This is a genomic window from Frondihabitans sp. 4ASC-45, from assembly GCF_049472575.1.
In the GTDB taxonomy this organism is placed as follows: domain Bacteria; phylum Actinomycetota; class Actinomycetes; order Actinomycetales; family Microbacteriaceae; genus Frondihabitans.
The window spans coordinates 28,584-48,194 of sequence record NZ_JBCEBN010000002.1 but is presented as its reverse complement, the minus strand read 5'-3'; the positions used below and the strand labels follow the sequence as shown (position 1 = coordinate 48,194).

The following is a 19,611-nucleotide window of genomic DNA, read 5'->3' as shown; positions in this document are numbered from 1 at the left end:
CGCGTGCACCGAAAGAAAAGAGAACATCATGATCGGTCTGCTCATCACCCTCATCGTCGTCGGCCTCATCGCCGGCTTCATCGCCCGTGCGGTCATCCCCGGACGACAGAGCCTCGGAATCGTCAAGACGATCATCCTGGGCATCATCGGTTCGTTCGTCGGTGGCTTCCTCGGCTTCCTGATCTTCCAGCACGACCCGATGGACGGCTTCTTCCAGCCCGCCGGCCTCATCGGCTCGATCATCGGCGCCATCATCGTGCTGTTCATCTACACCCGCGTGGTCGGACGCAGCGCCGTCAACCGCTGACCCGGATCCTCGATCGCGCCGCGCCTCCCGGGCACGCAGCTTCGGCTGTGTCCGGGAGGCGGCTCTGTTCGGCGAGTGCCGTGAAATGACACTGCGAGGCCCGGCTGGGAGGCGTTTGCCGACACTCACCGCGGCGGGCCACCGGCGCGCCACGGGCGACGCGCCGCTGCCAAGGGCGCGTGCTCGCCGAGTGCGCAAATGCGGCCCGCGGCGTAGGTCGAGCGGGCCGTTTCTGTGCATTCGGTGGCGGCGTCGGCTGGCGAGTGGCGTCAAATGCCGCTTCGAGGTCGGCCGAGCGTGCATTTGGCGGCACTCGGGGGCTGGCGGCAGGCGCGGGCCAGGGCGGCGCCGGGCGCGACCGAACCTACAGCGCCCCGGCCGACACTCCGAACGTGTCGCAGGACGCAGCCCCGCGGCCGCGCCCGACCTCGAACCACTTCTGACGCTGGGCCGAGGATCCGTGGGTCCACGAATCGGAGTCGACGCCCGAGCCACTGGCGGCCTGAATACGGTCGTCGCCCACTGCCGCGGCCGCATCGAGAGCGTCCGCGACCTCGGCTCGGGTGACCGGTGCCAGGAAGGCGGTACCGGTGGAGTCGGTGGTCGTCGATGCCGCACCGACCCACGCCCCTGCATAACAGTCGGCCTGGAGTTCGAGGCGGATGGTGTCGGATCCTGGGCCCGTTTGTGTGCGGTCCGCAGTGTCGAAACTGCCGCTCTCCTGCTGGATGTGGTGACCCCACTCGTGCCCCACGACGTACATCTGGGCGAGGGGCCCCGCGGTCGCGCCGAAGTCCTGGCGGAGTTGGTCGAAGAACGCGGTGTCGACGTAGAGGGCTCGATCGGGCGGGCAATAGAACGGTCCGGTCGACGAGCTTGCTCCGCCGCAGCCGGTGGTCGTCGAATCGGTGAAGAGGAAGAAGTCGGGGGTGTCGTAGCGCACGCCGAGTTTTGGCGCCTCGGTGCTCCAGTAGGTGTCGAGGGAATCGGCGGCACCGGCCATTCGGCAGTCGATGTTCGCGTTGGCGTCGGCGCCGGTCGTGCAGCTGTCGAGGGAGCTCGATTCGATCTGCTGCGGGCCTGCCCCGGAGCCGCTGCCGTCGCTGACCACGCCCGACAGGTCGACGCCCGTGAACTGGCCGATCAGGTACACCGCGATGGCCACGACCCCGATGCCTCCACCCGCGACCCAGGCCGTGCGGCCACGGCGCTTGACCTTGCTGCTGTCGATCCTCGCGTCGTCGTTGAATGACATGCCTGCACGTTAGTGGCCCGGCGCGGCGAGGGGCCGGTGGTGGCCTGGTGCGTGCGCGTTGTGACCCCTGCAAATTCGAAGAAGAAACGCGAGGGCGACCCCGCCGATCGTGATGTCTGCGTTCGGCCGGGCGCGTTTCTCCTTCAAATTTGCAAGGGGGCACACTCGCCTCGCGGCTGCGACCCCCAAACAGTTCTTTGACAGTCGCGGTTGGCGCCACCAGAGTGGACGCGTGGACCCCCTCGAAAGCCTCCGCGCCACGGCGCATCCCCTCCGCCTCCGCATCCTGTCGCTCGTCACCGCAGCGGCGTTGAGCGCCGCCGAGGTCGCACGGGAGCTCGATGTCACCCAGGCCAACGCCAGCTATCACCTGCGCCTCTTGGAGCGAGCGGGCCTCGTGCGGGTGGTCGAACGAACGAGGGTGCGAGGCGGCGACGCCAAGCGGTACCGACACGAGTCGTCGGCCGAGCCGTTCGTGCCCCTCGACGAATCCGAGGATCCTCAGGCAGTCGATCCGGCCTCCTTTCGGCACTACGTCGCCACTCTCGCCGCTGAGCTGCAACGTCGAGCGGAGTTCCCCGCAGACGGACCACGCGTGTCGACCGATGCCGAGCTGTGGCTGGATCCGGGGGAGTGGGCCGCGATCGTCCAAGCGGTCGGAGATGCCTCGGCGCGGCTGCATGCCAAGGCGCTGCCGACACGAACGCCCGGTGCCGTCCGAGTGTCGATGTCGGCGGCGCTCTTTCAGATGGACCGCCCCTGATGCGCGGGCCTCTGGCCTCCCCGCCGTTCCGGTGGTTGGCAGCGGCGCGTTTCACAACCGTGTTGGGCAACTCGGTCGCACCCCTCGCTCTCGCTTTCGCGGTGCTCGACCTGACCGGCTCGGCCTCCGATCTGGGCCTTGTCGTCGCCTGTCGCTCGGTAGCCAACGTCGCGGTACTGCTCTTCGGAGGCGTCCTCGCCGATCGGTTCTCGCGAACCCTCCTTCTGACCGGGGCATCGATCGCAGCGGCGCTGAGCCAGGGGGTCATCGCCGCCCTCGTGCTTGGCGGCACGGCGACGATTCCGTTGCTGGCAGGCCTCAGCGTCGTCAACGGCGCCGTCGCGGCCGTGAGCTTTCCCGCCTCGGCCGCACTCGTTCCCTCGACGGTCGAGCCCGACCAGCTGCGCTCGGCGAACTCGATCCTCCGTCTCGGCGTCAACGCGGGAACCCTCATCTCGGTGGCCATCGGATCGCTGGTGATCGCGGCAGTCGGCCCGGGGTGGGGGCTCGCCTTTGACGCGTTCGCATTCCTCGCCGCGGCCGCGCTCTTCTCGCGGATCCGTGTGCGCGGCCCGGCGGAGACACCGGAGGAGCGGCAGAGCATCCTGCACGATCTGCGCGAGGGCTGGGGCGAATTCTCTCGGAGAACGTGGGTGTGGGTCGTGGTCGCCCAATTCATGGTCGTGAACGCCGCCTTCGTGGGAGCGATCGCCGTGCTCGGACCTCTCATCGCCGACCAGACCTTCGGGCGCGCCTCGTGGGGGCTGATCATCGCGTCCGAGACCGTGGGCCTCGTGCTCGGCTCGCTTCTCGCCCTCCGATGGCGCCCCTCCCGAGCGCTCGGCATCGGCGTGCTGCTGGTGGCGATCTCCGCGCTCCCGGTGACGATGCTGGCTCTGCACCCGTCGGTGCCCTGGCTGATCGTCTGCTTCGCTCTCGGCGGGATCGGGATCGAGCAGTTCGGCATCGCGTGGGACCAGTCGCTGCAGCAGCACATCCCTGGAGACAAACTGGCCCGGGTCTACTCGTATGACGCCGTCGGATCCTTCGTGGCCATCCCCCTCGGGGAGGTCGTCGTCGGGCCGCTGTCAGCAGTCACCGGCACGCAACCGGTGCTGCTCGGCGCAGGCGCACTCATCGCCCTGGCGAGTCTCGCCGTGGCCTGTGTCCCGAGCATCTGGCGCATCAGGAATGCCCCCGTCGCACCGGCATGACCGTCGGCCGTGGCACGAGCCCCGGTGTCGCTGCGCGCTGAGTCTCCGTCGCCGTGTCAGGGTGAGTACGCGGGAGGGTCAGCGTCGCCTCCCCTCGAGAAAGGCCGTCACCGTGTCAGAGATAGGTTCGCGCCGGGCCCTGGTGGTGCGCGGCGGGTGGGACGGCCACCAGCCGGTCGAGGCCACCAACCTCTTCCTCCCGTTCCTCCGCGAGCATTTCGACGAGGTGCGGGTCGAGGAGTCGACCGCCGTCTACGCCGACACGGACTACCTGCAGACCGTCGACCTGATCGTCCAATCGGTGACGATGTCGACCATCGCGGACGACGAGTTCCACGGCCTCCAGTCAGCGGTCGTCGCCGGCGCAGGGTTCGCTGGCTGGCACGGCGGCATTGCCGACTCGTTCCGGAACAACTCCGACTACCTGCACCTCGTCGGCGGGCAGTTCGCCACCCACCCGGGCAAGGCTCCCGGCGAACGCACCGGCACGCCCGCCGATAACTACGTTTCGTACACCGTCTCGATCACCGAGGTGGGTGCCACCCATCCGATCACGGCCGGCGTCCGCGATTTCGAGCTCACCACCGAGCAGTACTGGGTGCTCCACGACGACTACAACGACGTCTTGGCGACGACGACCCAGAAAGTCCGCCCGTGGGATCCTTTTCACCGCGAGGTCACGAGCCCTGCCATCTGGACGCGGCAGTGGGGCGAGGGGCGCGTCTTCGTCGCGACCCCGGGCCACCAGGTCGACATCCTCGAGCAGGATCCGATTCGCTCCATCATCGAAAGAGGGCTCCTGTGGGCAGCGCGCTGAAGGTCGGCATCATCGGGGTCGGCACCATCTCGGAGCAGTACCTCGACAGTCTCCACCGGCTGCCCGGGTTGCGGCTCATCGCCGTGGCCGATATCGACGCGGCTCGCGCACAGCGGGTCGCCGACGAGCAGGGTGTGCAAGCGCTGAGCGTCGACGAACTGCTCGGCGACGACGAGATCGACGCGGTGATCAACCTCACCCTGCCGCAGACGCACGTCGAGATCGGAATGCGCGCCCTTGCCGCCGGAAAACACGTCTTTGCCGAGAAGCCGCTCGGTCTCACCCCTGACGAGGCGCGACCGATGCTCGATCTGGCGACCTCGAAGGGCCTGCGAGTCGGCAGCGCCCCCGACACCGTGCTCGGCACCGGCGTGCAGACCGCTCGCCATCTTCTCGATTCTGGTCTGATTGGCGAGCCGGTTGCGGCGCAGGTGCACTGGTCGGCTCCCGGCCATGAAGCGTGGCATCCGGCGCCGCTCTTCTACTACCAGTCGGGTGGTGGCCCCCTGCTCGACATGGCGCCCTACTATCTGACCGCTCTCATCACGCTCTTCGGGCCTATTGAACGCGTCACCGGTTCGTCGACCCGCTCCGGTCGGGAACGGACGGTCGCCACGGGGCCGCTCGCCGGCACGCCGATCCCGGTCGACGTCGACACTCACGTCAGTGCGCTCGTGCAGCACACGAGCGGCGTGACAGCGACCCTCACCGTGAGCTTCGAAGTGCGGGCGACGAGATCGCCGTTATTCGAGGTGTACGGAACGCAGGGCACGATCGCCGTTCCCGATCCCAACTGGTTCTCCGACGCGGTCGAGGTCTCGACGGTCGACGATCTCGCGTTCCGCGCGGTTTCGGTGTCGGCCGGCTACGAGGAGGCCGGACGCGGCTACGGGCTCGCCGACATGGCCCGCGCAATCGAGACGGATCGGCCGCACCGGGCCTCGGGCGAGCTCGCTTTCCACGTGCTGGAGGCGATGGACGCGATCGTCCGGTCGAGCGCCGAGAAGCGGGTCGTCGAGCTGACGAGCACAGTTGCCCGGCCGGAGCCGGTGCCGCGCGGTGCTGCCCCCGATACGTGGTGACGCGCGCTGGTTGTGCGTCGGCAGTGTCGCGCTGGGTGGCTCTGCGCTGTAGGGATGCCCTCGAGCCGGTGACCTCGCGCGAATCGGCCGACCTCGCGCGCCGCGGCGCTGTGACGTTGGCCGATTCGCGCGACCTCGTCGGACCGCCGGGCGAAGCGACGCGGATCGGCCATTAGCGCACGGCGCGCCGCGTCACATTGGCCGATTCGCGTCGCTTAGCGCGATTGCGCCGCCGCGAGACGCGCCCGAGTGACCGTCGCCACGTACCCGATCACGCCGTTCGGCCGGATTAGCCCGTCGCGCCGCGCGGTCGAGTCGACCTCGGTGAGCACCGTCGCCCCGCGCACCGGGAACCGCTCGCTCCTAGGTTCGCCCACTCTCGCATACGCGTACAGGGGCATCACCGCCTGCAACGCCGTCACCGTGCCGACCAGAGTGCCCGTGTCGGAGTCGTCGTCGCGATAGTTGTCGACCTGGCCTGCAACGGTGGGAGCGCCGTCGAACACAGTGTCCATCCACTCTTCGTCGGATGCCGAGATGGTCCATTCGACGTGGTCGCCCACGTGGACGTCATCAGGCTCCTCCTCGACCTGCCAGTTGGTGAGCCAGACGGCCGTCACGCCCGCCGCAACGTCATGCAGTTCCCGTATCTCTACTGCGGCGTCGCGGGTGCGCAGCGCCGAGGCCGCCGTCCCCATCGCCAAGAGCCCGGACGCGACACCGACGACCAGAATCGACACGACGTCGAGGCTGAAGAACACGCCGATCCCGGCCCCCGTGAAGATCCCCACGAGGACGCCCTCCACAGCGCCCGTGGCGAGACGAGCCGATTTGGGTGGGAGTCGTCGCGAAAAACCAGAAAACGAGGATCCGGCAACCGCCCCCGCACCAGCCCCCAGCAGCCCCCAGACGACTGCCGCCACGACCCCGAACCCCGCGTAGAGAAGCGTCCATTGCGCTGCGGCGGCGACACCGTCGTCCGTCACGATCGTCGCTACGAACACCCCTTCGGCGAACAGCATCGGGACGCCGTACGCGCTCAGGGCGCCGACGAGGGCACCCCGGAAGGCGAGTGTCACGACGGGGGAGCGGATGGCGCGCCGCTCGGTCGGAGCCGCACTCACCTCTGCCGACGCCTCCCGCGTCACTGGCGGTTGCGGCCGATGGCGCCGACGATGGCCGACGCAGCGATCAGGACTGCACCCGCAATCAAGCCCGAGCCACCCAGGATCGAGTCGACGACCGCACCGCCGTCGAGGGCTGTGGAGACGACGAGGACGAGGCCGAGGACGCCGAGTGGCACCCCGATTCCAAACAAGATCATGGTCGTGTCGGTGGTGCGGGTTGCGGTTTTGGCCATGGTCGAGAGCCTAGGGGTGGTGGGGCCGGATCCTTGTGCTGTGTCGTGTCGCGAGTGCTCGCGAGATGGCCGTGTCTGCGTCCCGCCGGCGCCGCGGCTGCAGATCAGGCCATCTCGCGGGCCTGCCCCCCCCCCCCCCGACGCTGACGTCGCGTGAATCGGCCGACCTCGCGCGCCGCGGCGCTGTGACGTTGGCCGATTCGCGTCAGGTTGCGAGCCAAGCCGGGCCACCCGGAGCGGCGCGCCGCCGACCTACCCGGCCGGGTTGCCCTCGCGCAGGGAGCTGATCATGGAGCGCAGGATCCTGAACGCCTTTGCCTGCTCGTCGCCCGACATGCCTGCGAGCATCCTCACCTCCACGGAGCGCACGGCCGCCGTCGCCGCCGACAGGTGCTGCCGACCCCGGGGAGTGAGCCGAGTGGGCAGGGTCTTGCCGACCGGGGCCTGAGCCGGTCGCGTGACGAAGCCGTCGCGCTCGAGGGCCTGCAGCAGCACGTTCATCGACTGGCGTGTGACGAATGCGCCACGCGCCAGGTCGGAGTTCGACAGGCCCGGCCGCTGCGCGAGGAGCTCGAGGCACGAGTAGTGGGTGATGGTCATGCCGAGGGGGCGCAGCACCTCCTCCATGGCGGCGCGGAGGGCGCTCGAGGCCTCTTTGAGCAGGTAGCCAAGCGAGGTGTCGAGGTCGATCGCGTCTCCGTCTTGACTCATGTCAGTATTCTGACATAGGTTGAGCTATGTCAGAAAGCTGACACGAAAAAGGAGAACCACATGCCCGTCACCGGCCCCGACTTCCTCTCGATCCAGGTTCACGATCTTGATGCGTCGCAGGCGTTCTACGAGAACTACCTCGGCCTCGTCCGCTCTAAGGCAGGCCCGCCGCACGCGGTCGTCTTCGAGACCACGCCGATCGCCTTCGCGCTGCGCGACGTCGTCGCCGGTACCGACCTTGAGTCGGTTGACCAGCCCGGCATCGGTGCGGCGATTTGGCTCCACGCGACCGACGTGCAGGCGATTCACGACGCACTCGTCGCCGACGGGCACACGATCGTTGCAGCGCCGATCGACGGCCCGTTCGGTCGCACCTTCACCTTCGCCGACCCCGACGGCTACCAGATCACGCTTCACGATCGCGCTTGAGTCAGCCGCCCTCGTCGTAACCGGCGACATCGCGCGATTCGGCCAACCTCGCGCGCCGCGGCGCTTTGATGTTGGCCGATTCGCGTCACCTCGCACTCGCTGAACGCTCGCGCCGGCGCTCCAGGCGCGTACGGTGAGCATCATGCAGAGCAGAATCGGGCGCATCGCCCTCGTGGCAGTCGGACTCGTCGTCGCAATCGTCGGCGCGGTCTTCGCGGGGCAGGGTCTCAACCTGATTCCGGGGAGCACGATGACGGGCGACCGGACGTGGCTCTACGTCGGCGCCGTGATGGTCGTGGTCGGCCTCATTCTCGTGTGGCTCGGACTCCGCCGTGCGCCGAGTGGTCGCGCCTGAGGCCGAACCAGCCTGCAGACCGATACCGGATGGATACATCTGGCCCTCGTGCCACGACGCGTGGTGAGTAAGACTCGGCTATATGCGACACCGTCCGCTCCTTCTGCTTCCGCTCTCGACAGTAGTGATTGCGTTGTCTGCACTGAGCGGCTGTGCATCATCGGGGGATGATCCGGCGGCATGCGTCCCTCTCGTTGATGTGACACCGAGGGCGGTCTCACCCGGAGACTCGATCACCGTGGTGATCGACAAGGGTTGCGATCGTCCCCGGCCCCGAGGTGGTTGGAGCGTCGCTGCCCGCCCAATTGGCAAACCCGAGCTTGCGGTGACGTCGACCTCAGATGCTCAGCTCGTCGACGGGTTCTCGGTGACGATGACCGTTCCCGCCTCGTTCCCGGCAGGAGAGGCATATGCCGAGATCGCGGGCTGGAATTACTCGCTCTGCAACGACAATGGAAGCTGCGCGAGCCCCTCCGGCTCGTTCACCGTCAGCGCCGGTCAGTGACCGAATCAGCCCTCGTTGCCGACCTTGTGCAGTACGTCCAAGGCGGAGTCGATCGCAGCCTCCAAAGGCCATGACGCTTTCTCGGGCTGACTCAACACGAGCCCGCCCTGAAGCGCCGCGAGAATGGCCACCGCGATTCGCTGAGGGTCGGCAGCGACGTCGACCCAGCCGGCGTCTTGCATTTTCGTGACCCCCGACGCCAGCAGCAACCTCCAGGTCGTCATACTCTCGGTGATGATTCGAGCCAGCTCAGGATCCGTCATGGCGGCTTGCGTCGCCATCGAACCGATCGGGCAGGCCCAGCGTCCGAGCCCGATGTAGTAGTCGACGAGGGCGTCACGCCAGGCGTGCCACGACTCCCAGCTCGAGAGATCGTCGATGTGCGGCTTCTGCGCCGCGAAGAGTTCACCGCCCTCCCAGACTGCGACCTCGCGCACCAGTTCGGCCTTGCCGCCGGGGAAGTAGTGGAACAGCTGGCTTTTGCTGGTGAGCGTCGCTGCTCGAACGGTGTCGAGGGTCGTCCCGCCGATGCCGGACGCGAGGATCTCGCGCCCTGTCGCCTCGATGATGCGTTGCCGAGTGGCCCGGCCGCGCTCAGTGATGTTCGCCTCCTGCATTGCTCAAGACTACCTCGATGGACTCACCGGTCCAATCCATGCTAGTAATGGACCATGAAGTCCAACGAAGAAGAACTCGCCTCCCTTACGCCCGACGCCCGCCTTGTCGGCCGAACCGCCCTCGTCACCGGATCGAGCAGCGGCATCGGCGAAGCCATAGCTCGCGTGCTCGCCGCCTCCGGTGCCCACGTCATCGTCAGCGGTCGCGACACGGCCCGCACACAGGGCGTCGTCTCGACAATCGAACGGGCCGGCGGCAGCGCCTCGGCACTCGTGGCCGACCTCGGGTCGTCGACCGCCGACATCCGCCGGTTCGCCGCCGAGGCCGTCTCTCTCGGTGGTGGCCGCATCGACATCCTCGTCAACAACGCCGGCATCTATCCCGCTACACCGACCGCCGATCTCGCCGACGACGACCTCGACGCCGTACTCGCGACCAACGTCCGTGCGCCGCACGTACTCGTAGCCGCCCTCGCGCCCGCCATGGCCGAGCGGGGGAGCGGATCCATCGTCAACATCGGTTCGTGGATGGCCCGCGTTGGCGTGCCCTTCGGGGCGATATACACGGCCTCGAAGGCGGCACTCGAGCAAATGACGCGCACGTGGTCGGCGGAGTTCGGCCCTCGTGGGGTCAGCGTCAACACGGTATCGCCGGGTGCGACGAGCACGCCCGGCAACGCCGAGAGCGCCGACGTCCTCGCTGCGATGACGGCCGGCACGGTGGCCGGCCATCCGGTGCGACCGGTCGATGTCGCCTACGCGGTGCGCTTCGCCGTCTCAGACGAAGCGGCTTTCCTGCACGGATCGGTCATCGACGTCGACGGCGGAATCGCTTACACCCGGCTCGCCTGACGTTCGACCCGCGGGTGGCGGGTGGCGACCGGCGGGTGGCGACCCGCGACCCGCGACCGGAGCGATGCTCGTGCTGACGGTGGGTTTCACGCTCGCGGGCCTCGTCTTCTTCACCGGTGCCGAGCGCGGAGTGGTCGCGGCGTACTACTTCGCGCTGCACATGATGCGCGGGCTGTAGCGGCGAGGGGCTCGTGTGCCGCTCGGTAGGCTTCGGTCGTGTCCAAATCACCCGCTGCCCCCGCGCCTCAAGGCCGCCGCCGCGCAAATATGACTCTTACCGTCACGGGCCTGGCAGTAGCCGTCTTCGGGCTCGTGGTGTTGGGGGCGGCCCTTCTTTTTAACCACAGCACCAGCAACGACGGTGGCGGCGCGAATATCGGCGCCGGGGTGCTGGCGTTGGTTGGTACGTTCATCGGCGTGTGCGGCCTCGTGGTTCTGCTGATTGCTGCGGCAATTGCTCTCGGGCGTCGTCGCGCTCATTGAGGGCTAGTGCTTCGGAGAGCTCACACGGGCTGGAGAGGCACGGCTTCGCCGGCCGGTAGCTCGACCCGAATCTCGTCGCCTGCACGAACAGTGCCACCCGCGACGACCACGGCCATCACCCCGCCCTTGCGTTCGACAGCTCCGTCTTCGGAGCGGCCGAGGACTTCCCGGAGCAACCCGGGCTCGAAGCCGTTGATCTGCTGGCAGGGGTTGCGCAGCCCGGTGACGCGGACGACAGCCTCCTCGCCGAGGCGAAGGAGAGTGTCAGCCGGGAGCGCTAGGAGATCGACACCGCGCGTGGTCACGTTCTCGCCGAGCTGGCCAGCCTCAACCCGGTAGCCGGAAGCAGCTACCTCATCGAACAGCTCGGCGTGGATGAGGTGCACCTGCCGCAGGTTGGGTTGGTTCGGGTCGCGGGCCACTCGCGACCGGTGTTGAACCGTCACGCCCGCATGGGTGTCTCCCTCGATACCCCAGCCGGCGACCAGCGTGATCTCGTCGACGACGGGCTTACTGAAACGATGGTCAGGATCCCGGCTCACGGCCACGACGGATCCTTCTGGGCTGATCGACGGCATGCGTCGATTCTCGCTTATCGTCCGGCCCGATCGAGCTCGCGGGCCAAAGTGACGAGGATCGGCCAAACCGACTCGGCGCGCCGGGTCGGAATGGCCGATGGGCGTCGCTTAGCAGTCCGGCTCGGGGAGCATCACCCAGCGTGCTGTGCCGCCGAGGGCCAGACGTCGTCGTCGGCGAAAACCGTTGCCCAGTAGTACGGATTCACGTCGAGGAGCGTACGACTTGACCAGCCCGCCGAGCTCGCCGGGTCGTGCACGCCGACCTCCACGCTCGGGCCCCACACGGCGAGCCTCTCCTGGCAGGCGCCGCACGGAGACAACACGGTGAAGCCAGTTCTGCCCGGCTCGCGGCTCACGCAGATCGACGCAACGATTCGCGCGCCCTGGGTATAAGCCGCACAGATCGGACCGGTTTCGGCGCAGAGGTTCATGGCGGCGTTGAAATTGTCGAGCGCCACCCCGGTGAGGATCGAACCATCCTCGAGATACGCCGCCGCCGCAACCGCTTCGGGAGCATCGGGCCAGCGGAGGTTCATCTGCTCGATGGCTCGGTCGAACAGTTTCTGATCAGCGTGCATCTGACGAGTCTTCCAGAGCCACCCTTCTCGCTCGTCGGAATAATGGGGGCATGCACGACACCGCCACTGCCCAGAGCGCCATTCGACCGGCCGCCGCTGCCGACATCGACCAGTGCATCGCGATCTGGGTCGACGCCTGCGCCGCACGTGACGGCACGGCGTTCCCCGGGGTGGCTGAGCGGGCGCGCCCGAAGTTCGACGGCAACGCCGCGTGGTTCGTCGCCGGGCCTACTGACGACGTCGAGGGATTTGTGCTGGCGACTGCTCCGGGGAGTGGTGAGCCGTCGGATCCTGAGGATGCTGCGATCGTGGGACTGCTTGCGGTCGCACCGAGACAGCAGACGCGGGGACTCGGGAGAGCTCTGCTGGGAGCTGCCACGGACGAGCTTTCACGGCGGGGGTACCGGAGGGCCGCGCTGCACGCGCTTCTCGACAACACCCCGGCGGTCCGGCTCTACGAGAGCGAGGGGTGGGTCGCTGTGGGCGAGGAGTACGAGCACTCCCTGCTGAAGCGCCCGATGCGCACGTTCGCGCGCCTTTTGTAGGGCCACGCGCCCACGAGACCTCACAAACGACGTGTCTCAGCCGCGGTGAGCAGTCAAATTTGAGGTCTCACGGTGCCGACGGCAAGACGGCCGGGAGGAGGTCGGCCAGGAGCGCCTCGACGCGCGAGCGGATGTCGTCGCGGATGGGGCGTACCTCGTCGATCGCCTTGCCCGCCGGGTCGACGAGCTCCCAGTCGTCGTAGCGCTTGCCGGGAAAGATCGGGCAGGCGTCGCCGCAGCCCATCGTGATGACCGCGTCGGATTCGCGAACCTGATCGGTCGTCAGGCGCTGGGGAACGTTGCCGGTGATGTCGATGCCCACTTCGGCCATCGCGGCGACAGCTATGGGGTTGATTGCGCTGCCCGGTTCGGATCCACCGGAGAGCACCTCGACGCGGCCGCCCGACAGCTCTCTCATGAAACCGGCGGCCATCTGAGACCGGCCTGCGTTGTGGACACACACGAACAGCACTGTCGGCTTCTCGGCCATTGGTTCTCCAGTCAGTGACTCTCGCCGTAGGCGTTCATCTTGTCGGCGGGCAAGCGCCCCGGCAGCACGGTCTTGGCGCCTCGACGCGTAACCAGCCTAGGCGGGATCGTAGGTGTCGGTCGGCGAGACGGCGAGAGGTGGGGTCGATGGGGCCGGGTCGATGTGGCCGGGTCGGCGTCGCCGGTGAGGCCATACTCGAACCATGACCCGCGCACTCCTCCTCGTTGACATCCAGCTCGACTACTTCCCGGGAGGCGCCTTCCCCCTGGCCGAACCCGAAGCGGCAGCGGTCGCCGCGCGCACCGTTCTCGACTCGTTCCGCGAATCGGGCGAGCTCGTCGTGCACATCTTCCATGTGGCGACCGCCCCCGACGCGACGTTCTTCGTGCCCGAGACCCCCGGCATTGGCTTTCACCCAGCGGTCGCGCCGCTCGACGGGGAGACAACTCTCGAAAAGCACCAGCCGAACAGTTTCATCGACACCGGGCTGGAGACAGTGCTTCGCGAGGCCGGGGTCACCGAGCTGGTCATCGTGGGGATGATGAGCAGCATGTGCATCGACTCCACCACCCGGGCCGCGCACGAGCTCGGCTTCGTCTGCACGGTCGTCTCGGATGCGTGTGCCGCCCCCGATCTGACCCTCGGCGAGACCACCGTTCCCGGTGCCAGCGTTCACGCTGCATTCATGGCCGCCCTCGACGGAAGCTTCGCGACAGTCACGCCCAGCGCGTCGCTCGTGTGACAACTGGTGGGTGCGGGGCGAGCGACGTGGGCTAAACCCCCGCGCGGCTCCGGCCCCGGCAGATGAACCCCCTGCGGCGACGGCCCCGGCAGCTAAACCCCCGCGCGGGTCCGGCCCCATCAGCTGAACCCCCGCACGGCCAGGGCGGCCTGGCGCAAGGTGGGTCGCCAGACCGCACGGGGGTGCAAGTGCGGTCGCAACCCGGTCGCGGGCTCGCGCACCAACCCGGGCTCAAGCTCGCGCACCAACCCGCGCCCAGGCTCGCTCACAACCCTGCGAGTCGACGCACCCGACAAGCGAGATGTCCCATCCCGGCAGACATCGGAGCGCCGGTGCCCTAGATTCTCGGCATGGCCTTTGAGCAGAAGTACGACGCCGCGACTCGCGAAGCGGCGACAGCCCGTGTCCTCGAACGCCGCGCCACGAATCCGAAAGACCGGCACGTCTTCATGGTCGTCGCCGATGAATTCGGTGTCGGCCAGCAGTCGCTCCGCGCCTGGGTCGCTGCTGCGACGCCGGAATCCGACAAGCCAGCACGAAAGAAGCAGCGACCGCGATTCTCGGCCGTGGTCACGACAAAGGTGGCCCCAGACGACGAACCGGCCGCGGCGTCCGACGAGATTGAGGCGGTCGCGGATCCTGAAATACCCGTGTCTCGTTCCGCGATGACACCGGACAAGGATCCGGCCCCGGCCGACACAAAGGTCACCGCCCTCGAGGCGGAAGCAGCCGATCTGCGCCGCGGCAACGACGCTCTCAAGGCGGCTATGCGGCTGCTGCTCGACGCGTGACAGGCGAGAGGCCGCCGTCGCCGGCGGGCCCGCCGACAGGGCCGCCGAAAGCTACCTATCCCTGACCGCGACGCGGCCGAGACATCAGTCAGCCCAGACGTTTTCGGTGATCTTGCGCGGGGGGTTCGCCCCGACGGGCGCGTAGCCGTCGGTCGTGAAAAGGTAACCGTGCTGGGTCTCATCGGACATCCCGGTCACCTGGGCGGCCTTGTCCATGTGGTCGCTGGAGCAGATGGTCCAGGTGTTTGCGCTCTTCGGGTTGAGGTTGTGCGCAATGAGGCAGGCACCGCCCGACTTCGTCTCGGCGATCCAGAACGTCGTGCCGTGGTCGGATCCCGCGCGACGCTGGCTGTTCAGAACGACCTCGTCGTCCTCGACGGCGGCGGTGTCATCGGGGAGTGCATCGGTCGAGGTGAAGGCACGGTGCAGGATCGCGAAGCGGTCTTCGGCATTGGCCTTGTGCGCTGCCGCGGCGACGGTCTTGTGCGAGGACGGCTGCACCGTGGGCGGCGCGAAAGCGGTACAGCCTGCGGTGGTGAGCGCTGCTGCGACGACGGCGACGGAGCAGAGAATGGTACGGCGATAAGACATGGTTCCCCCTTGTTGGGCCCGAGCCTAGGGGCGACTCAGCCCCCGGGGCAATCGTTGCTGCCGGAGAAGCAGGGGCGATAGTCGGCGGGGAGAGGCTCGTGGACTGGATCCTGGTTCCACCGGTTCTGTGGCACGGCCAGCACGTACGCGAATCCGAACATGCCTATGGCCAGAGCTAACGAGCAAACGACTGCGAGCACTTTCCGGCGCAAGAGAGCCAGCACCAGGCTGGCAGCAACCACCGTGACGCCGAGCCCGGCCGTGACGAGGTAGCGCAGGCCGTCACTGGGCGCCGCGGTGGGGACTGTCCCGCCAATGGCGAAGTAGACCTCGAAGAACTGCCATGCGAGGGCCGCCATGATGCTGGAGCCGAGCACCCCGAGGCCGGCCTGAATACCGGCGTGACCGATCGGCTGACGGCTTGCCGCCATGGCATCGTGCTCTCCGTTCATGGGTCGAACTTACGGCGTGGGCCGCACGGCGGCATCCCTCTCAAGGGGGAGCCGCGGGCGCGCCGAGGGGGCAGAAAATGCTAGGTTCGCGAGCCAAAGGGCCCCTAGGATCCGGGTATGAGTGATTCTCGGGTCGTCCTGGCCCCCGCTTCCGCTCCCGCACCCGAGCCCTCGGGGTCGGCCAGGCGACGGCGACCACGCCTGATCGCAGCCGTGGCCATCGCGGCCTTGCTGGTCGCCGCGGCCGCGGCCATTGCCTGGCCCGTGAGCACGGCGATCGCCCGCGACGGCGTCGTCATCCGTCAGGACGCCCGCCCGTGGGCCTGCGCCTCGGGCGCGATCACCACGCAGCCCGTTGACGACTCGCTCGACGACGGTCAGCAGCAGTTCGACTCGCTCGTCACCGTCACGAAAGGGCTCGACTGCCGACTGCGCATCGTCGTCGACAACACCGGCGGACGCGCGGTCTCGATCGGCCGTCTCACGCTGCCGCTATTCGGCCCGGGCAGCCGTGTCGACGTCGTCGCAACGCAGCTCGATGGCGACATCTCGACGGCTTTCCCGGTGCGGACGGCGGGTGACGACCTCGACGCCCGCTTCGATATCGCCGGCGGCCTGACGATCGACCCCGACACCGCCGAGGTGCTCTCGGTCGAAGTGAAGTACAGCAAGAAGGGCTACGGCTGCTCACTGAGCGCCGGAAGCAGCATGTCCGACTTCCGGCCGGTCGTGCAGGTCACCTCCCGGGGGATGACGGGCGACGTCGTCGCAAGCCACGGCTGGTTCGGCTTCGCCGGTGCCGCAGGCTGCCCGTAACGTTTCGCCACCGAAAACGGGCCACCACCCGTGTGCGGCGATCTGCCATGATCTACCCATGACCCCCTGGTGGTGCGCTCTCTACCTCACCGGCTTTGCCGTCGTGAGCCTCACGCCCCTGCTCCGAGCACGCCGCGAGCCGGGCCGGTGGAAGTGGAACTGGGGCATCGACAAGGGCCAGCCCCGACTCGAGCGCTGGATCGACACGGCAGCCACGGCGGCGATGTTGTTATCAGTCGTCATGGTCCAGCTGCAGATCGAGTTCTCGCCCCTGGTGTCGGGAGCCGTGGCCGGCCTCAGCGTGATTGTTCCCGGGCTTCTGTCCAACGTGATCCATAACATTGCGGTCACGCGTCGAGAGCGCGGCGCTCGGGTTCTGACAGTCGACTAAAGCGCAGGATCCGGGCCGACCCCGAGGTCACAACCGCGGGTGGGCCGCCGACGTCCGTCGGATCGGCGGTGCCCCGGGATCCTCGTCGCCCTAGTCGCTCGCGAATGCGCACAAACGGCCGCTCGCCGGTGGACTGAGGGCACCTTCTGTGCTCTCGCGGCACCCACCCCACGTCAGCGTGACCAGACGCCGAGAGCGGATCAGCCCTTCGGTACCCGCACGGTCAGACCACCGGGCTTGACCCGTGTGCGGAATCCGACGGCCTTGCCGAATCCGTCGCCGTCGATCTCGATGTCTTCGGCGTCACGCAGCTTGACGGTCACCGACTTGACCTTCACGTAGCGGAGCTCTTCGTTCTCGGTGCCCTTGAGCTTGTCGGCGAAGGGCAGTCGGCGGATGACCCCGTTCTCCCAGAACACCTTGTACAGGATCTTGAGCCAACCGAGCACGCTCTCCGGGCGCAGCAGGAGCACGTCGAACAGGCCGTCGTCGATTGCCGCATCGGGTAGCAGCAGGATGTTAGCGGGTAGAGCGCCGCAGTTGCCGATGATGATCGTGTTCGCCCGCATGGAGCGAGCGGGCTTCCCGTCGAAGCTGTAGCGGAAGTTCAGCGAGTTCTTCTCGAGCAGGGTGGTGACGAGCGCCTTCGCGTAGGCGAGCCATCCGACGCGCTTCTTGAGGTCGGCGTCGGTGTTGGCCAGCATGCGGGCGTCGATTCCGAGGCCCGCCATGACGACGTAGACGTGCTTCGTGACCGAGTCGTCTTCGCGGCGGATGTCGATCAGGCCGAGGTCGATGGCGCGATCATCGCCGCTGAAGGCGGTGTGGAGCGAGTTGTCGAGATCCTCGAGGGTCAGCTTGAGGTTGCGCGCCAGCAGGTTGCCGGTACCGGACGGCAGGAGCGCGAGCGACGCCTCGCTGTCGTGCATCGCCTCGGCCACCGCGCGCACGGTGCCGTCGCCGCCGGCAGCGATGATCATGTCGGCGCCCTGCTCGAGCGCCTTCTTGGTCACCTCCTGGCCGGCGTCCTCTTTCGACGTCTCGAACCACAGGGTCGTCTGCCAGCCGGCTTCACGCTCGGCGGTGGCGACGGCCGCTCTCACGGCGCCGACGTCGATCTTGATCGGGTTATAAACGACAGCGGCACGGCGGGCGGCTGATGAGGAGCCGGAGGCGGAGGGCATGCGCTCAACATAGTGGGGGCGGTCGGGCGGAGCCCCGGGAGGGTGTACCCCGGCGCCTGCAAATTCGAAGGAGAAACCGCCGACGGGCCCCCGCCGATCGCGATGTCCTCGTCGCCGGGAGCGCGTTTCTCCTTCAAATTTGCAAGGGGGGCGGAGGTGCAGCAGTAGGGGAGCTACAGGCCGAGGGCGCGAGCGACCCGATCCCACCACGCGTCGGAGGCCGCGCGGATCTCGGCGACCCGCGACTCCCACGCCGAGCGGATCCCGTCGGCCGACGACCACACGTCGAGCACGCCGGCCACCGCCGACCCGTCGATCACGTCAGAGGCGGTGAGCACACCGGTCTGCCCGAAGTTGCCGAGGGCTCCGGTCAGCTTCACGGTCGTGTAGTCGTCGACGGCGATGCCCACGGTCGGTACGCCGGCCGACACAGCGAAGATCGCCGGGTGGTAGCGGCTCGATACCGCGAGCGACGCACCGCGAGCGAATCGGGCCGCGGCGATGCTGTCGGTGGTCGGCTCGATGCGGCTCGGCTGCGTCATGCGGTCGATCACGCGGCGGTGCACGAGCGAGTCGCCCGCCTCCGGAGCAGACCCCGAAGAAGCAGAGTCGGAAGAAGCAGGCCCAGAAGAAGCAGACCCAGAAAAAACAGACCCAGAAGAAGCAGACCCAGCAGGATCCGCGACACCGCCGCCGAGAGCCGCGAAGTGGGCGAAGAAGACGATCTCGAGTCCGGCCTCCTCGGCCACCCGGTCGAGCAGCTTCGCCATGCCCTCGGCGAAGGCGTCGCGGTCGAGGCCGCCGACGTGGGCGGCGAGCGTCACGGCGCAGTAGGGCCGAACCGGTTCGACCCCGGCGTCGTCAGCGTCCGAGGAAGCGGGAGAAGCGGAGGATCCTGCCCCTTCTGCCCCGAGGAAGCTCGCGTCGTCGATCGTGCCCGTCACCCGATCGCCGGTCACGCCGAGCTCGTGCACGAGTGCCAGCGACGCGGTCTCGCGGAGCCCGACGAGCTTCGCCGAGTCGAGGAGGCGGGCGACCAGATCGCGGTCGTCGCCGGTCAGCTCGGGGCCGATGGTCTGCCCGCTGACGACGAACGGCTTGTCGAAGTGGGCGGCGAGAGCAGCGAGGGTGGCGCGCTCGAAGATGTGCATCGGCCAGATGGAGGCCATGTTGCCGCCGCCCGAGACGGCGACGCCGTCGGCGGTGCGGACGGCCTCGATGACGGCCCACGCCCAGTCGTCAGCCGGCAGGGCTTCGTCGTCGCCGTCCGCCGCGGCGAGAACCCGCCGCATCCGATCCTCCTGCGCGGTTCGGAGCGCCTCGCCGGTGACCGCAAAGCTCGACGGGGCGAAGTCGACGTTGCGGATCGCCTCGACGCCGTAGCGCTGGCGGGTCTCGGCCGGGTTCGACGAGAGCGAGACGATCTCGACCCCGGCGTCACGTCCCCGCAGCTGCCGTACGAACTCCTCGAACATCGCTTCGTCGCCGATGTGGATCATGTCGGAGAGCACTCCGACGTCTCCGAGAAGGACAATTCGCACAGCGGTCTCCGTGACTCGTGGGGTTGCAGAACAGGGCCTCCCGATCGTACTGACTTCGCATTCGGCTGAACGACACCTGGAAGGCTTAGAGTTCGGTCGCAGGATCCGCGACGCCCTGTACCCCGCCTCGTACCCCGTCTGAGGCGTCTCCGTCCTGTCGCG

The 19,611-nt window shown here is 68.1% G+C and carries 27 protein-coding genes; 15 read left to right on the top strand and 12 right to left on the bottom strand.

Features of this window, described 5'->3' with window-relative positions:
• The first annotated feature begins 28 nt into the window (after positions 1 to 28).
• A complete protein-coding gene (locus tag VH571_RS03880; RefSeq protein WP_423263424.1) occupies positions 29 to 307 on the top strand; it encodes a GlsB/YeaQ/YmgE family stress response membrane protein in 279 nt (92 codons plus the stop codon).
• Between the two features lie 364 nt (positions 308 to 671).
• On the opposite strand, the gene ypfJ is transcribed toward VH571_RS03880, so the two are convergent.
• On the bottom strand, positions 672 to 1,562 hold the full coding sequence (gene ypfJ, locus VH571_RS03875) for a KPN_02809 family neutral zinc metallopeptidase (RefSeq protein ID WP_423263423.1): 891 nt from the start codon (positions 1,560 to 1,562) through the stop codon (positions 672 to 674).
• A gap of 232 nt (positions 1,563 to 1,794) precedes the next feature.
• Between ypfJ and VH571_RS03870 the strand changes: the two genes are divergently transcribed.
• From VH571_RS03870 to VH571_RS03855, 4 genes are all read left to right on the top strand, one after another.
• Complete coding sequence (locus VH571_RS03870; protein ID WP_423263421.1) at positions 1,795 to 2,325, top strand: ArsR/SmtB family transcription factor; 531 nt, start codon at positions 1,795 to 1,797, stop codon at positions 2,323 to 2,325.
• A complete protein-coding gene (locus VH571_RS03865) occupies positions 2,325 to 3,539 on the top strand; it encodes an MFS transporter (RefSeq protein WP_423263419.1) in 1,215 nt (404 codons plus the stop codon). The genes VH571_RS03870 and VH571_RS03865 overlap by 1 nt, the downstream gene beginning before the upstream one ends.
• A 112-nt stretch (positions 3,540 to 3,651) precedes the next feature.
• Positions 3,652 to 4,356 carry a ThuA domain-containing protein gene (locus tag VH571_RS03860; RefSeq protein ID WP_423263418.1) on the top strand — a complete coding sequence of 235 codons (705 nt, stop codon included), beginning with the start codon at positions 3,652 to 3,654 and terminating at the stop codon, positions 4,354 to 4,356.
• Positions 4,341 to 5,438 carry a Gfo/Idh/MocA family protein gene (locus tag VH571_RS03855; RefSeq protein WP_423263417.1) on the top strand — a complete coding sequence of 366 codons (1,098 nt, stop codon included), beginning with the start codon at positions 4,341 to 4,343 and terminating at the stop codon, positions 5,436 to 5,438. The genes VH571_RS03860 and VH571_RS03855 overlap by 16 nt, the downstream gene beginning before the upstream one ends.
• 215 nt (positions 5,439 to 5,653) lie before the next feature.
• On the opposite strand, the gene VH571_RS03850 is transcribed toward VH571_RS03855, so the two are convergent.
• From VH571_RS03850 to VH571_RS03840, 3 genes are all read right to left on the bottom strand, one after another.
• Entirely contained in the window at positions 5,654 to 6,562 is a 909-nt protein-coding gene (locus VH571_RS03850; protein WP_423263416.1) for a DUF6578 domain-containing protein, read from the bottom strand.
• A gap of 20 nt (positions 6,563 to 6,582) precedes the next feature.
• A complete protein-coding gene (locus VH571_RS03845; protein ID WP_423263415.1) occupies positions 6,583 to 6,798 on the bottom strand; it encodes a hypothetical protein in 216 nt (71 codons plus the stop codon).
• Between the two features lie 252 nt (positions 6,799 to 7,050).
• Entirely contained in the window at positions 7,051 to 7,509 is a 459-nt protein-coding gene (locus VH571_RS03840; protein ID WP_423263414.1) for a MarR family winged helix-turn-helix transcriptional regulator, read from the bottom strand.
• 60 nt (positions 7,510 to 7,569) lie between these two features.
• On the opposite strand from VH571_RS03840, the gene VH571_RS03835 reads away from it, so the two are divergent.
• The 3 genes from VH571_RS03835 (at position 7,570) to VH571_RS03825 (ending at position 8,798) form a co-directional block, all read left to right on the top strand.
• Positions 7,570 to 7,938, top strand: coding sequence for a VOC family protein (locus VH571_RS03835; protein ID WP_194605849.1), 369 nt, complete (start codon positions 7,570 to 7,572; stop codon positions 7,936 to 7,938).
• Between the two features lie 142 nt (positions 7,939 to 8,080).
• Complete coding sequence (locus VH571_RS03830) at positions 8,081 to 8,293, top strand: hypothetical protein (RefSeq protein ID WP_423263413.1); 213 nt, start codon at positions 8,081 to 8,083, stop codon at positions 8,291 to 8,293.
• A 325-nt stretch (positions 8,294 to 8,618) separates the two neighbouring features.
• Positions 8,619 to 8,798 (top strand): hypothetical protein, encoded by a 180-nt coding sequence (locus tag VH571_RS03825; RefSeq protein WP_423263412.1) that lies wholly within the window; start codon positions 8,619 to 8,621, stop codon positions 8,796 to 8,798.
• A 5-nt stretch (positions 8,799 to 8,803) separates the two neighbouring features.
• Here VH571_RS03825 and VH571_RS03820 read toward each other — a convergent pair whose 3' ends face one another.
• On the bottom strand, positions 8,804 to 9,415 hold the full coding sequence (locus VH571_RS03820) for a TetR/AcrR family transcriptional regulator (RefSeq protein ID WP_123944360.1): 612 nt from the start codon (positions 9,413 to 9,415) through the stop codon (positions 8,804 to 8,806).
• Positions 9,416 to 9,469: 54 nt separating this feature from the next.
• Between VH571_RS03820 and VH571_RS03815 the strand changes: the two genes are divergently transcribed.
• Both VH571_RS03815 and VH571_RS03810 read left to right on the top strand, forming a co-directional pair.
• Positions 9,470 to 10,267 (top strand): SDR family NAD(P)-dependent oxidoreductase, encoded by a 798-nt coding sequence (locus VH571_RS03815; protein WP_423263411.1) that lies wholly within the window; start codon positions 9,470 to 9,472, stop codon positions 10,265 to 10,267.
• 216 nt (positions 10,268 to 10,483) lie between these two features.
• A complete protein-coding gene (locus VH571_RS03810) occupies positions 10,484 to 10,750 on the top strand; it encodes a hypothetical protein (protein WP_423263410.1) in 267 nt (88 codons plus the stop codon).
• 20 nt (positions 10,751 to 10,770) lie between these two features.
• On the opposite strand, the gene VH571_RS03805 is transcribed toward VH571_RS03810, so the two are convergent.
• Together VH571_RS03805 and VH571_RS03800 are read right to left on the bottom strand one after the other, a co-directional pair.
• Positions 10,771 to 11,328 (bottom strand): MOSC domain-containing protein, encoded by a 558-nt coding sequence (locus VH571_RS03805; protein ID WP_423263409.1) that lies wholly within the window; start codon positions 11,326 to 11,328, stop codon positions 10,771 to 10,773.
• A gap of 131 nt (positions 11,329 to 11,459) precedes the next feature.
• Positions 11,460 to 11,906 (bottom strand): cytidine deaminase, encoded by a 447-nt coding sequence (locus VH571_RS03800; protein ID WP_423263408.1) that lies wholly within the window; start codon positions 11,904 to 11,906, stop codon positions 11,460 to 11,462.
• Between the two features lie 50 nt (positions 11,907 to 11,956).
• Between VH571_RS03800 and VH571_RS03795 the strand changes: the two genes are divergently transcribed.
• On the top strand, positions 11,957 to 12,451 hold the full coding sequence (locus VH571_RS03795; RefSeq protein WP_423263407.1) for a GNAT family N-acetyltransferase: 495 nt from the start codon (positions 11,957 to 11,959) through the stop codon (positions 12,449 to 12,451).
• Between the two features lie 67 nt (positions 12,452 to 12,518).
• On the opposite strand, the gene VH571_RS03790 is transcribed toward VH571_RS03795, so the two are convergent.
• Positions 12,519 to 12,941 carry an arsenate reductase ArsC gene (locus VH571_RS03790; protein WP_423263406.1) on the bottom strand — a complete coding sequence of 141 codons (423 nt, stop codon included), beginning with the start codon at positions 12,939 to 12,941 and terminating at the stop codon, positions 12,519 to 12,521.
• Positions 12,942 to 13,143: 202 nt separating this feature from the next.
• Between VH571_RS03790 and VH571_RS03785 the strand changes: the two genes are divergently transcribed.
• Both VH571_RS03785 and VH571_RS03780 read left to right on the top strand, forming a co-directional pair.
• Positions 13,144 to 13,683 carry a cysteine hydrolase family protein gene (locus VH571_RS03785; RefSeq protein ID WP_423263405.1) on the top strand — a complete coding sequence of 180 codons (540 nt, stop codon included), beginning with the start codon at positions 13,144 to 13,146 and terminating at the stop codon, positions 13,681 to 13,683.
• A 350-nt stretch (positions 13,684 to 14,033) separates the two neighbouring features.
• A complete protein-coding gene (locus VH571_RS03780) occupies positions 14,034 to 14,474 on the top strand; it encodes a hypothetical protein (RefSeq protein ID WP_423263403.1) in 441 nt (146 codons plus the stop codon).
• An 84-nt stretch (positions 14,475 to 14,558) separates the two neighbouring features.
• On the opposite strand, the gene VH571_RS03775 is transcribed toward VH571_RS03780, so the two are convergent.
• Both VH571_RS03775 and VH571_RS03770 read right to left on the bottom strand, forming a co-directional pair.
• Entirely contained in the window at positions 14,559 to 15,065 is a 507-nt protein-coding gene (locus VH571_RS03775) for a hypothetical protein (protein ID WP_423263401.1), read from the bottom strand.
• Positions 15,066 to 15,100: 35 nt separating this feature from the next.
• Complete coding sequence (locus tag VH571_RS03770; RefSeq protein WP_423263400.1) at positions 15,101 to 15,517, bottom strand: hypothetical protein; 417 nt, start codon at positions 15,515 to 15,517, stop codon at positions 15,101 to 15,103.
• Between the two features lie 117 nt (positions 15,518 to 15,634).
• Here VH571_RS03770 and VH571_RS03765 point away from each other — a divergent pair, with 117 nt between their 5' ends.
• Both VH571_RS03765 and VH571_RS03760 read left to right on the top strand, forming a co-directional pair.
• A complete protein-coding gene (locus tag VH571_RS03765; RefSeq protein WP_423263399.1) occupies positions 15,635 to 16,333 on the top strand; it encodes a hypothetical protein in 699 nt (232 codons plus the stop codon).
• A 58-nt stretch (positions 16,334 to 16,391) separates the two neighbouring features.
• A complete protein-coding gene (locus tag VH571_RS03760; RefSeq protein WP_423263398.1) occupies positions 16,392 to 16,724 on the top strand; it encodes a hypothetical protein in 333 nt (110 codons plus the stop codon).
• 200 nt (positions 16,725 to 16,924) lie between these two features.
• Here VH571_RS03760 and VH571_RS03755 read toward each other — a convergent pair whose 3' ends face one another.
• Together VH571_RS03755 and VH571_RS03750 are read right to left on the bottom strand one after the other, a co-directional pair.
• Positions 16,925 to 17,908, bottom strand: a complete 984-nt coding sequence (locus VH571_RS03755; protein WP_423263397.1) for a diacylglycerol/lipid kinase family protein — start codon at positions 17,906 to 17,908, stop codon at positions 16,925 to 16,927.
• A gap of 173 nt (positions 17,909 to 18,081) precedes the next feature.
• Entirely contained in the window at positions 18,082 to 19,449 is a 1,368-nt protein-coding gene (locus VH571_RS03750; protein WP_423263396.1) for a polysaccharide pyruvyl transferase family protein, read from the bottom strand.
• Positions 19,450 to 19,611: the final 162 nt, after the last annotated feature.